The organism is Avibacterium paragallinarum (assembly GCF_900450705.1).
Lineage (GTDB): Bacteria > Pseudomonadota > Gammaproteobacteria > Enterobacterales > Pasteurellaceae > Avibacterium > Avibacterium paragallinarum.
This window is the reverse complement of sequence record NZ_UGHK01000002.1, coordinates 521,533-534,405: the sequence shown is the minus strand read 5'-3', so window position 1 is coordinate 534,405 and position 12,873 is coordinate 521,533. Positions and strand designations below refer to the sequence as shown.

The following is a 12,873-nucleotide window of genomic DNA, read 5'->3' as shown; positions in this document are numbered from 1 at the left end:
CCTCTCCTTAGCTTTGCGGTTTTAGCATTGCCAACACATAATCTTTCGCACTTTCTATTTTGCCTTGGTTTACCGCAGAAGCTGGATTAACGTGTTTTGGACACACTTCTGAGCAGTAACCCACGAAAGTACAGCTCCATACCCCGTTATCGCCATTGAGAATTTTCATTCGTTCCGCTTTACCGTGATCACGATTATCAAGGTTATAACGATGAGCAAGCGTGATTGCCGCAGGGCCGACAAATTCTGGGTTTAAGCCGAATTGTGGGCAAGCCGCATAGCATAAACCACAGTTAATGCACATTGAGAATTGGCGATATTTCTCTAGCTGTGCTGGGGTTTGTTTAGTGCGACTTTTCGCTAATTCCGCCGATGGGTGCGGTTTGCCGTCCAGCGGTGGGGCTTCATTACCGATAATGTAAGGTTTAATGCTTTCTAAACTTTCAATAAAGTGGCTGAGATCCACCACTAAATCACGTTCAATCGGAAAGTTGGCTAAAGGTTCAATTCGCATATGCCCGCTGTAATCACGCAAGAATGTTTTGCAAGCGAGTTTTGGCTTGTTATTCACCATCATTCCGCAAGAGCCACAAATCGCCATACGACAAGACCAGCGGTAAGACAATTCAGGTTCAAGCTTATCTTTAATATAGCCAAGGGCATCTAATAGCGAGGTTTGGCTATCATAAGGCACTTGGTAAGTTCTTAAATAAGGTTCTTTATCTACTTCTGGGTTATAACGCAGAACCTCAATATTCATCATTGCTTGATTAGCCATTTGTTTGCTCCTTAGCTTTCGCTGCCGCTTCTTGAGCTTCAGCTTCCGCACCATAAACACGTTTTGCAGGTTGAGATTTTGTGATTTTCACTGGGCTGTATTCAATGCGAGGCATACCGTCAGCATTGTAGAAAGCCAAAGTGTGTTTTAAGTAATTCACATCATCACGTTCTGTGTAGTCTAAACGTTGGTGAGCACCACGAGATTCTTTACGCTCAATGGCTGAATTCGCGATAGATTGTGCTACATCTAAAATGTAACCCAATTCCACGGTATAAAGCACATTGGTATTGAACACACTTGAGCGATCAGCAATGCGAATGCGTTTATAACGTTCTTTTAGTTCAGCAATTTTATCAACGGTTTGTTGCATACTTTCTTGTGTACGATAAATACCACAACCTTCTTCCATTGAATCGCCCATTTCATCACGAATTTGCGACCAAGATTCTGTGCCTTCTTGATTGTAGAGATCTTCCAAACGTTGAACCACATCTTTCGCTTGTGCATCAACCGCACCTTGGTTGGCTGGGCTGGCTTCAGCAGCACGTTGTGCGGCATATTCCCCAGCTACACGGCCCAATACCACAAGCTCAGCAAGAGAGTTAGAGCCTAAACGGTTCGCCCCGTGCAAGCCTGATGACGCACATTCACCCACAGCAAATAAGCCTTTAATACGGGTTTCGCTGTTGAAATCCACTTCAATACCGCCCATTGTGTAATGCACCACAGGACGCACTGGGATCGGTGCTTTGGCAGGATCTACCCCCTCATAAGCTTTCGCAAGTTCACAAATAAATGGTAAACGTTCGTGCAGATATTTTTCACCTAAATGGCGTAAATCAAGATGAACCACGTCCACGCCTTTAGCGGTTTTTAACGTATTGCCTTTACGCCATTCTTGCCAGAATGCTTGCGACACCTTATCACGCGGACCTAATTCCATATATTTGTTTTCAGGTTTACCGATTGGGGTTTCAGGACCAAGACCGTAATCTTGTAAATAACGATAGCCATCTTTATTTACCAAAATACCGCCTTCACCACGACAACCTTCCGTCATCAAAATGCCCGTATTCGGCAAACCTGTTGGATGATATTGTACAAATTCCATATCACGCAATGGCACACCGTGACGATAAGCCATTGATAAACCATCACCGGTTACAATACCGCCGTTTGTATTGAAACGGAATGCACGACAGCCGCCACCAGTGGCAATAACCACTGCATTAGCATTAATTTGAACCAGCGTTCCCTCCATCATATTCATCGCTACCATACCACGAGCGTGTCCATCATCAACAAGAATATCTAACACGAAATGTTCATCAAAACGTTGAATTTGTGGAAATTGCATTGAGGTTTGAAAAAGGGTGTGCAATAAATGGAAACCTGTTTTATCTGCTGCAAACCACGTCCGCTCAATTTTCATACCACCAAAGCGGCGAACATTTACATCACCGTCCTCTTTACGGCTCCAAGGACAGCCCCAACGTTCTAATTGGGTCATTTCCACGGGAGAATGTTCCACGAAATATTCCACCACATCTTGTTCACACAACCAGTCCCCCCCTGCAACGGTGTCGTGGAAATGTTTTTCATAAGAATCTTCTTCTTTGATAACGGCAGCCGCTCCTCCCTCAGCTGCCACGGTGTGGCTACGCATTGGGTACACCTTAGAAACTAAAGCAATTTTTAAATTTGGATTTGCCTCCGCTGCTGCAATTGCTGCTCGTAGCCCACCGCCACCAGCCCCCACAATTGCAATATCGACATTAACAGTTTGCACGATATTCCTCCAATAAGTAGATGTAGTAAACAAACGTAGATTTCATGTTGAAATCTGAAATTTATTAGGGTTTCATTATTTTGCCACGCTTTTAGGAAATAAATCAGTATTTTTTTGATAAAAAAGGCTATCAAACTATGAAAGTGTGATCTAACTCAAAAAAGCTAATGTGAATATTAGGTGTAAATGAGAACTTTTAGCTTTAACACATTATTTTTTAACGAAAAAGGAGTTATTTATTTTTAGAGTATAGCGTAAAATGACTTTCTTAATTTTACTTTAAAAAAGAGTTAATTATGTCAGAGCATCAATGGAAACCGACAGCGAGTATTCAAACATTATTATCTAGAGCTAAAATAATCGCTGAAATTCGTCAATTTTTTAGTGAACGTGGTTTATTAGAAGTTGAAACCCCTATACTTAGTGAGTTTGGGGTTACAGATGTGCATTTATCAACATTTAGTACTAAATTAATTTCTCCTTTCCAGAACAAAGAAAAAACATTGTGGTTATCAACTAGCCCAGAATATCCGATGAAGCGTTTACTTGCAGCAGGAAGCGGGGCAATTTTTCAATTATGTAAGGTGTTTCGTAATGAAGAAGCGGGTAAAAAGCATAGCCCAGAATTTACGATGTTAGAATGGTATCGCCCCTATTTTGATATGTACCGGCTAATCAATGAAGTCGATGACTTGTTACAATATATTCTAGATTGTGAACCTGCGGAAAGTATGAGTTACCAGTTTGCTTTTCAAGAATATGTAGGTATTGATCCTTTGTCTGCATCTCAAGATAAACTTATAGAAAAAGCTAAAGAATATTGTTTGGAAAATGCAGAACGTGAAGATCGAGATACTCTACTACAATTTTTATTTAATGTGGCGGTTGAATCTCAAATAGGGAAAGATAAACCTGTTGCTATTTACCATTTTCCGGCAACTCAAGCAGCACTAGCTCAAATTAGTTCTGAAGATCATCGGGTTGCAGAGCGTTTTGAGTTTTATTATAAAGGTCTTGAATTGGCAAATGGTTTTTGCGAATTAACCGATGCTAATGAACAACGCCATCGTTTTGAACAAGATAATAAACAACGTGAGCGGTTAGGCTTACCGATTCATCAAATTGATGAACGTTTTCTTGCCGCACTTAAAGCTGGGGTACCAAATTGTTCTGGCGTCGCTTTAGGGGTTGATCGTTTAATTATGATTGCTTTAGGGCTAGAAAATATTAATGAGGTCATTGCTTTTAGCATAGAAAATGCGTAATTAAAGAAGGGGCTGTCCTAGATAACAACTAAAAAATCTATTTAGGTTAGAATGAACCAATGAGAAAAAGTCGTCTAAGTCAGCACAAACAAAATAAACTCATTGAGCTATTTGTTGCAGGTGTTACTGCAAGGACAGCAGCAGAGTTAGTCAATGTAAACAAAACGACTGCCGCATATTACTTTCATCGTTTATGCCAACTCATCTATCAAAACAGCCTTCACTTAGAGATGTTTGAAGGTGAAATTGAAGCCGATGAAAGTTATTTTGGCGGTGCTCGCAAAGGCAAACGTGGTCGTGGTGCGGCAGGGAAAATTGCGGTATTCGGGCTTCTCAAGTGCAATGGCAAGGTTTATACCGTTGCGGTTCCAAATACGCAATCTGCCACCTTGTTACCCATTATTCGGGAGCAGGTAAAGCCTGATAGTATTGTTTACACCGATAATTATCGTAGTTATGACGTGCTTGATGTGAGTGAATTTAGTCATTTTCGTATCAATCACAGCACACATTTTGCTGAAAATCATAACCACATTAACGGAATTGAGAATTTTTGGAGCCAAGCAAAACGCCATTTACGCAAATTTAATGGTATCCCAAAAGCGCATTTTGAGCTTTATTTAAAGGAATGTGAATGGCGTTTTAATTACAGCAACATAAAAAGTCAAATTTCTATTTTAAAACAATTGGTTAAAGGGAGTTTAGTCTAGTTATCTAGGACAGCCCCTTAAAGAAAATATGAACGTGCTTATTTAGGGAATAGTTTAAAGTTGGCAATTAAAGATGCACTTCATTGCCAACTTGTTGAAGCAATTAGAAAGCGTTTACTATTCCTTTATGTCTCAATAACGCGTCAAGTTGTGGTTCACGTCCGCGGAAGCGTTTGAATAACACCATTGGCTCTTCTGAACCGCCACGGGTAAGGATTTCGTCTAAGAACGATTGCCCTGTTACTGGATTAAAAATGCCTTCCTCTTCAAAACGTGAGAATGCATCTGCAGATAGCACTTCTGCCCATAAATAGCTGTAATAGCCTGCCGCGTAGCCACCCGCGAAGATGTGGCTGAAGCTGTGCGGATTTCTTGCCCAATCCACACCTTTGATGACGGCAACGTCATCTTTTACCTGTTTTAAGGTGTCTAAAATTTGGTTGGGTTGGTTCGCATCAAAATAATGGTGCAAACGGAAATCAAATAACCCAAATTCAAGCTGACGTAACACGAACATTGCCGCTTGGAAGTTTTTCGCTTTAAGCAACTGTTGCAATTTTTCTTTTGGTAGCGGTTCGCCCGTTTGATAATGCCCTGAAATAAAGGCAAGAGCCTCTTCTTCCCAACACCAGTTTTCTAAGAATTGGCTTGGTAATTCTACCGCGTCCCAAGGCACAGCATTAATGCCCGCCACATCTGCCACATCAATTTGGGTCAGCATATGGTGAATGCCGTGTCCAAATTCGTGGAATAAGGTGGTGACTTCATCGTGCGTGAAGAGTGCCGGTTTATCGCCCACTGGTGCGTTAAAGTTACAAGTGAGATAAGCCACTGGCTGTTGAATTGTGCCATCGGCTTTACGGCGGCGACCAACACAGTCATCCATCCACGCACCGCCACGTTTATTTTCACGGGCGTATAGGTCTAAATAAAAACTACCGCGCACTTGATCTTGGCTATCAATCAAATCAAAAAAACGCACATCTTTATGCCAAGTATCCACATCAAAACGTTCCACGGCGCGAATATTAAATAGGCGTTTAATTAGCTCAAATAAGCCTGAAAGTACGCGATCTTCTGGGAAATAAGGGCGAAGTTCTTCATCATTAATGGCGTATAAATGTTGTTTTTGTTTTTCGCTGTAAAACGCAATATCCCAAGGCTCAAGTGCGGTAATATTAAAGTGAGTTTTACAAAACGCTTCTAATTCCGCTAATTCTTGTTGTCCTTGTGCTTTGGAACGGCTTGCCAAATTATCGAGGAAATCCAACACTTGTTGCGGATTTTCAGCCATTTTAGTGGCTAGAGAAAGCTCGGTGTAATGTTCAAAATCAAGCAATTTTGCCAATTCAACGCGTAAAGTTAAGATCTCTTGCATAATGGCAGAATTATCCCATTTTCCTGCATTCGGGCCTTGTTCTGAAGCACGAGTCACAAAAGCACGGTACATTTCTTCACGTAATTGACGGTTTTCACAATAGGTCATCACCGGCAAATAGCTTGGAAACTCAAGAGTGAAGCGATAACCTTCTAGCCCTTTGCTTTCCGCAGATTGTTTTGCCGCTTGCAAAGCACTTTCTGGTAAGCCTTTGAGCTGGCTTTCTTCTTCAATCACTTTATCCCAGCCCATTGTGGCATCTAGCACATTGTTGCTAAATTGTGAACTTAGCTCGGATAAACGAGCGACAATTTCGCCATAGCGTTTTTGTTTTTCGGCTGGCAAAGAAATACCTGAGAGTTTGAAATCACGCAAGGCATTATCAATGGCTTTTTTCTGTGCCACGCTGTAAGTTTCATATTCTGGGCTATTTTTAAGCTGTAAATAGGCTTGATATAAGCCCTCGTGTTGCCCTAACCAAGTGCTATATTCAGAAAGCAATGGCAAGCAAGCTTGATAGGCTTCACGCAATTCAGGGCTGTTTTTTACTGCATTTAAGTGGCTCACTGGCGACCAAGCTTTGCTTAGGCGATCACCACTTTCAGTTAATGGTTCAATAAAATTCTGCCAAGTTAAGTGTGGTTGCTTTAAAACCTGTTCTACAGTATCTCGATTTTCTTGAATTAATTGTGTAATTGCGGGTTGAATATGTTCGGGTTTAATTTGCGAAAATTGCGGTAAGGTGGTTTCGCTTAATAGCGGATTTGTCATAAAAGCTCCTTGCTTTCCTAATCAATGTTATTGCATAACAAATAAGGGGAGATTCTATAATATCAAGGTTGAGAAATCTAAAAAAATGTGGATAATTGATAATTATTTTTATTTATTGGTTGGTATTTGGACAGTAGAAAATGAAAGCTATTTATATTTTGTTAGGATTTCTCTCGCTCGGCTTGGGAATTTTAGGGGCGTTTCTCCCCTTGTTGCCCACCACGCCTTTTTTGCTATTAGCGGTGTTTTGTTTTGCGAAAGGCTCAGAGCGGCTGCATAATTGGATCATTCAGACCCAGCTTTACAAAAATCATTTGCAATCATTCAGCGAAGAGCGAGCCTTAACCTTAAAAACAAAAATTCGTATTTTATGTTTTTCTACCGCAATGCTCGCGGCAGGTTTTTATTTTACACCGACCATTTACGGCAAAGTGGCGATTTTACTCGGCTTGCTCATTCACTATTGGATCTTTTTCTTCTGGATCAAAACCATCAAAGAATAATTGGTATTGCGGGGGCGTTTTTGTATAATGCGACTATTTAAACAAGCCCCTATCGCTCAATGTCATTATTCAATTTCACCAACGCGTTTAAAAGTGCGGTGCTTTTTGGCTGCCTTTTTTGCCTGCTGAATTGCGATCAAAAAAGTGTCCATACAACCACTGCGTATTCACGTCAAAACGAACCACAACTTCGGCTTCCGCGACTTGTGCGAGGGGTTTATACTGATGTGGTGATTTCCCCTGAACAACTACAAAATGAGGAACAGGCGAGCTTTTTGCGGGATATTGCGGAGGGCTTGGTGATGTATGACCCTCAAGGTAATATCCAACCTGCCGTGGCGGAAAGTTGGCACACGGAAGATAATAAAACGTGGATTTTTACCTTACGCGAACAGGCGAAATGGTCGAATGGCTCGCCCGTTACCGCAATGGATTTTGTGCAAAGCTGGCGACAGTTGGCAACCTCATCAAGCCCATTGAAAAATTATCTCGCTTTTCTCAATATGCAAAATGCCATAGCGGTCTTAGCGGGAAAAACGGCGGTGGAGGAATTGGGCGTGCAAGCCAATTCGCCACGCGAATTACAAATTACCTTAGATAAAGCCACGCCTTATTTGCCTGAAATGCTGGCACACGCTGCTTTATTGCCACAATATTTTGCTCTAAGTGAAGAAAAATATCAAAGTGAGCCGTTGCAAAATGAGCCGAAGAGCGAGCCACAAATTGTTAGCAACGGCGCTTATTATGTGAAAAGTCAGCAGGGCGATCGCATTCATTTAGCCCTCAACCCTTATTATTGGCAGAAAGAAACCGTTTTCTTCCCAGAGGTGGATTATCAGAAAATCCGCACTACTCAGCCTTTAGACGGGATTGATGTGGTGTTGAACCCGCAACAAAAAAATCTTCCCGTGCAATATTTGCCGAAACTTTGTACTTATTATTATGAGTTTAATTTTAACGATCCAATGTTGGAAAAAAGTGCGGTGCGAAAATCACTCATTTTTTTGGCTTCGGCACGCAATTTAGTTCGCGGTGAGCAAGCCTCCCATCTCGCTACTAACCATTTTTTACCGCAATCAATGTGGGACGAGCAAGAAACCGCGTGGAGTCCCATTTTGGTGGAGCAGCTTTTGCAGCAAAATGGCATTACGGAGCGTTCTCCATTGGTGCTGCGTTTGACCTTTGATCAAGAGGGATTTAATCAGATCATCGGGCAACGCCTTGTCCAAATGTTGTCACAGTCAGACCTCATTCATATTCAGCCAGAGCCTGTTTCTCGCCAAACCTTGCTTGCGAAGCGTGCCAAGGGAGATTTTCAAATTATCCGATCTGGTTGGTGTGCGGATTATAACGAGCCTTCCGCTTTTTTGATGAATTTCTATTCTAAAAACCCAGATAATAAATCAGGCTATCATAATGAAAAAGTGGACGCGTTATTAGAACAAAGCTTACAGCCAATTTCTAAAGAAAAACGCACCGCACTTTATCAGCAAATTAGCCAATTATTACAACAAGATAACGTCGTATTACCCGTTTTTCAGTACACCACCCCGATTTACCTCGCCCCGAATATACAAGGCGTAGATAAACAAAATCCAACGAATGTGATTTATAGTAAGGATTTAAGGCAAAGTAATTAATATCCTATTTTGAAAAAATGGCTTGCTGAATTTCGCTAATTTGTGATCTCGTTAAACCATTATTTATAAAAAAGCTCTTGAGCCAATTAATTTGGGTTTCTAATTTATTAGGGTGATGCCTTTTTTCTAAGCTATTTAATTTTGCTTTGGCTTTGTCAATATATGTTTTTAAGGGGATTGATTGAGCAGGAGAGAAATCCACCATTTTTATTAGTGCGTTAATGTCTTTTTCTGTGAGATTTTCTGCTTTTAGTAAAGAATTGACCCAATTAAATTGGCTTTGAGATTTATTCGGTAAACTTCTTGGTGAAATCTGGTTTACTTTATCAATTTGATTTTGTACTTTTGATGCTAGTATAGACATAGTTGCAGCTTGAGCATTATCATTTTGGCTGTCTGGCAATATATCGTCAATGCTATCTAATCGTTTCGCTTGTTGAATTCGCCCTTTTGTAAGATAGTAATGAATAATCGAATCAAAACCTTTATCTTTAGAAATAATATAAAGAGCATTAAATTGATATTCTGTCGTAATACGAGCCATTTCATCAACAATGATAAAATCTAATGCATTCTTTCCTGCTTTTGGACATTCAATAATGCGACAATTTTTTCCAAACATTATTAAAGATTTTATCAAAACAACAGGTAAGAGTTTTTGGTTTTCACCGACGCAAAGAACAATAAAGTACTCATTAGGCGATAAATGCGTTAATGTTTTAGGTTGCACGTTTTCATAATCAATAACGATCAAGTTCATACTATTCCTCTGTCAAGCATTAATAATACACTTTTTTATTTTTAATTCGCAGGCATTGCCTCTTCCACGGGAGCGGCTTGGGAATTTGATGACGGGATGAGTACGTCCCATAGGCTTTGGCGTTTTGGTTGTTCTGCTTTTTTTGGTGTTTCTTGCTCAGTGCAGAAGGATTGATTGCGATCTGCCCACACGGGAATTTGGCGGGAGCGGTTACAATCCCAACTACCATAGCTATTGATCCCCACCCATTTGATGCCTTCAGGGGCGGAGGGGTATAACGCTGTAGCGGTGGTGCGTTGTAAGTAGTCTTTATACACTTGCAATGCACCTGTTGCCCCCGTGAGTTTGGTTTCACCATTATCATCACGCCCTAACCAAACAGTGGCGAGATTTTCGCCATCAACGCCGACAAACCAAGTATCCCGTGCGGAGTTGGTCGTGCCGGTTTTTCCTGCCAAATGCAAATGGGAAAATTGGCTTTGTAAGCTACGAGCCGTACCGTATTCCACGGTTTGTTGCATTGCATAAAGGGTCTGGTAGGCAGCTTGTGCTGGCACAACTTGCTCTGGCTGCATTGCACGTTGATAAATGATATCCCCTTGCTGGTTAGTAATGCTATCAATGGTTGCCAGCGTAATAGTTGCCCCTAGATTGGCAATAGTTTGGAATAATTGGGCTACTTCGTAGGGGGAAATAGAATAAGATCCCAGCAACATCGCTGGAACTTTTGGAATTTTTACTTTATCCCACCCCATTGCCTTTTGTGTATCAATAACCTTGCTTAAGCCTACTTCCATTCCAATATTCACCGTTGGAATATTCAGCGAGCGGGCTAACGCGTCCATTAACATCACTGGACCGCTGTAACGGCGGTCGTAGTTTCGCGGTTGCCACGGCGGGCTGCCTTTTGTGTAAATGGTGATCGGCTGGTTTTGGATTGGCGTGTTTAGACGAAACTCACTCGGATCACTAAGTGCGGTCAGATAAATTGACGGTTTTACCAAAGAGCCAATTTGTCGTTTAGCGTTTAAAGCACGGTTAAAGCCCGCGTAGTTGGTTTGTCGTCCACCTACAATAGCTTTGATCTCACCATTGTGATAATCTGCTATGATCATCGCCGCTTCCAAATAGGGATTTTTATATTTCACTTGCAATTCAGAAACCGCATTGATCACTGCTTGTTCGGCATATTGTTGCTGTTTAATATCTAAGGTAGAGAAAATGCGTGTTCCCGACAGGCTACTTGCTCTATTTTCTCCTAGTCGGTGACGCAATTCGGCTTGTAGTGTTTGGATAAAGGCAGGGTATTTGCGGGTAATCTGCCCGTGTTTTTGCACGCCAAGTGGGCGTTTGCTCAGCATATCATACAGTTCTTGCCCGATGACTTTATGCTCAAGTAATAAATGCAACACCACATTACGGCGTTCAAGGGCAAGCTTAGGATTACGCCACGGATTATACAATGACGGGCCTTTCACCATTCCTACTAAAAGGGCGATTTGATCGAGGTTGATCTCGCGGATCGAACGGCCAAAATAAAAGTGGCTAGCAAGCTCAAAACCGTGAATTTGCGTGTTGCCATTTTGCCCGAGATAAATTTCATTGAGATAGGTTTCTAAAATACGGTTTTTATCGTAACGCCAGTCTAAAATCAGTGCCATTAAGGCTTCATTAATTTTTCGGCTGAAGGTGCGTTCATTGGATAAAAACAGGTTTTTTACTAACTGCTGAGTGAGAGTGCTTCCGCCTTGTACGCGGTGTCCCGCTTGAAAATTTGCCACCACAGCCCTTGCAATGCCTAATGGGCTAATACCTTCGTGCTGGTAAAAGCGGCGATCTTCAGTTAAAAGAAGGGTATCGATCAGCAATCTAGGATAATTTTGTAGCGAAAGAGTTAAGCGTTCTTCTTTTTCAGATTGTAACATTGCGATCAATTTTGGTGCGAGCGGAAAATCTTCAATGGCTTGCGTATTTACTAAATCTTCGATCACTGCTAATTGATTATTTTGGAAACGTAAACGAAAAACTCGTTGAGCTTCAGGTGCTGTGGGAAATGGAAATGCACCTCTTAATAAAACAATGGTGTCATTTTCAACTTTAAAATCTCCAGGTACGGCTATCATTGTGGTTTGGCGATAATTATTTTCTAATAAGCGTTGCTTCACCTGTTCAAAGCTAAGCTTATCACTCAAACGAATAGATTCAATACGACTATATACCTCTGCGGGAAGTTGCCAAATTTGTCCATCCATTTTAGAACGGATTTTGCCATCTAAATAAATGCAGTAAAAAATAAGGTGACAAATAATAACGAATGCTAATTTTATAGAAAAGTTACGAAAACGTTTTTTTTTCGATGAATTTAGGATAGATGAGGGCTTAGCTTTATTTTTTGCCATCGTTGTTGCACCTCATTTAACGGTTAAAAGATAAATAAGAATGTAAAAATTGTTCAAAATCTTCTAACCCACAAAAGGCAAGGCTTTCTTCATCATAATAATGGAAATCTTGCTCAAGGGCTTGTTGATCTTCAATGGCAAGGTTGTTCGCCCGCACCATCACTTCATCCGCACTAATAAACAGGCTGTATTCTGAACCGATTAAACGGAAATCTTGATTCGGCGACTGGCGTGCTTGCTCAATCGAAGAAAGTGCGGTAAAAATTGGCTTAGAATCTGACCGCACTTCGCTATTTAGCCAATTTGCCAAGGCTTCGTGTCCCATTGAACATTTGGCGGAAATCTGCCCGCCTTGGGCGAAAAATTGATAATCCATTTTAGATACTGAACGATGAACCACAACCGCAAGTGGTGGTGGCATTGGGGTTGTTTACCACAAAACGCGAGCCTTCTAAGCCTTCGGTGTAATCCACTGTGCCGCCGATTAAATATTGCAAGCTCATCGGGTCGATCACTAATTGCACGCCGCTGTTTTCAATGGTGAGATCACCTTCATTGACTTTTTCATCAAAGGTAAAGCCATATTGGAAACCGCTACAACCGCCGCCAGTGATATAAACACGCAATTTTAGTTCGCTATTTTCTTCTTCGCTAATCAAGGCTTTGACTTTATTTGCCGCCGCATCGGTGAAAGTTAAAGGGATTGCCATCTCGGTCATAATTTATCTCGCTTGTGTCTTTGTCAATGTTAAGTTGGCTATTATCTAATAACCTAGTAAACCATTCAAGAATTTATAGCCGTTTGCTTTCAAAATAATAGGGCGTTTTCGCCGCAAGCTATAATTTAAACGGCGAGAGCAAGGATTTTTCTTTGAAA

11 protein-coding genes are annotated in these 12,873 nt (G+C 41.2%); 4 read left to right on the top strand and 7 right to left on the bottom strand.

The window, feature by feature from the left end; genetic code table 11:
* Positions 1-7: 7 nt before the first annotated feature.
* Both DXZ23_RS07290 and frdA read right to left on the bottom strand, forming a co-directional pair.
* Positions 8-778 (bottom strand): succinate dehydrogenase/fumarate reductase iron-sulfur subunit, encoded by a 771-nt coding sequence (locus DXZ23_RS07290; protein ID WP_017806094.1) that lies wholly within the window; start codon positions 776-778, stop codon positions 8-10.
* Positions 771-2,570 carry a fumarate reductase (quinol) flavoprotein subunit gene (gene frdA / locus DXZ23_RS07285; RefSeq protein ID WP_017806095.1) on the bottom strand — a complete coding sequence of 600 codons (1,800 nt, stop codon included), beginning with the start codon at positions 2,568-2,570 and terminating at the stop codon, positions 771-773. Before frdA ends, DXZ23_RS07290 begins: the two co-directional genes overlap by 8 nt.
* 296 nt (positions 2,571-2,866) lie before the next feature.
* Here frdA and epmA point away from each other — a divergent pair, with 296 nt between their 5' ends.
* The gene (gene epmA, locus DXZ23_RS07280; RefSeq protein ID WP_035695598.1) at positions 2,867-3,835 is read left to right on the top strand and encodes an elongation factor P--(R)-beta-lysine ligase; all 969 of its coding nucleotides are present in this window, start codon (positions 2,867-2,869) and stop codon (positions 3,833-3,835) included.
* Positions 3,836-3,894: 59 nt separating this feature from the next.
* A complete protein-coding gene (locus DXZ23_RS07275; RefSeq protein ID WP_035695600.1) occupies positions 3,895-4,545 on the top strand; it encodes an IS1595-like element ISHpa1 family transposase in 651 nt (216 codons plus the stop codon).
* 103 nt (positions 4,546-4,648) lie between these two features.
* On the opposite strand, the gene prlC is transcribed toward DXZ23_RS07275, so the two are convergent.
* Positions 4,649-6,694, bottom strand: a complete 2,046-nt coding sequence (gene prlC, locus DXZ23_RS07270) for an oligopeptidase A (RefSeq protein WP_017806108.1) — start codon at positions 6,692-6,694, stop codon at positions 4,649-4,651.
* Positions 6,695-6,834: 140 nt separating this feature from the next.
* Between prlC and DXZ23_RS07265 the strand changes: the two genes are divergently transcribed.
* Complete coding sequence (locus tag DXZ23_RS07265) at positions 6,835-7,197, top strand: YbaN family protein (RefSeq protein WP_017806109.1); 363 nt, start codon at positions 6,835-6,837, stop codon at positions 7,195-7,197.
* Between the two features lie 59 nt (positions 7,198-7,256).
* Positions 7,257-8,837 carry a peptide ABC transporter substrate-binding protein gene (locus DXZ23_RS07260; protein ID WP_017806110.1) on the top strand — a complete coding sequence of 527 codons (1,581 nt, stop codon included), beginning with the start codon at positions 7,257-7,259 and terminating at the stop codon, positions 8,835-8,837.
* Positions 8,838-8,841: 4 nt separating this feature from the next.
* Here DXZ23_RS07260 and DXZ23_RS07255 read toward each other — a convergent pair whose 3' ends face one another.
* The 4 genes from DXZ23_RS07255 to erpA are packed head-to-tail and all read right to left on the bottom strand — an operon-like array spanning position 8,842 to position 12,715.
* Positions 8,842-9,597, bottom strand: a complete 756-nt coding sequence (locus tag DXZ23_RS07255; RefSeq protein ID WP_017806111.1) for a PIN domain-containing protein — start codon at positions 9,595-9,597, stop codon at positions 8,842-8,844.
* Positions 9,598-9,638: 41 nt separating this feature from the next.
* Complete coding sequence (gene mrcB, locus DXZ23_RS07250) at positions 9,639-11,996, bottom strand: penicillin-binding protein 1B (protein ID WP_035695602.1); 2,358 nt, start codon at positions 11,994-11,996, stop codon at positions 9,639-9,641.
* A 16-nt stretch (positions 11,997-12,012) separates the two neighbouring features.
* Complete coding sequence (locus tag DXZ23_RS07245; protein WP_017806112.1) at positions 12,013-12,372, bottom strand: YacL family protein; 360 nt, start codon at positions 12,370-12,372, stop codon at positions 12,013-12,015.
* Between the two features lies 1 nt (position 12,373).
* Positions 12,374-12,715 carry an iron-sulfur cluster insertion protein ErpA gene (gene erpA / locus DXZ23_RS07240; protein WP_017806113.1) on the bottom strand — a complete coding sequence of 114 codons (342 nt, stop codon included), beginning with the start codon at positions 12,713-12,715 and terminating at the stop codon, positions 12,374-12,376.
* Positions 12,716-12,873 lie beyond the last annotated feature (158 nt).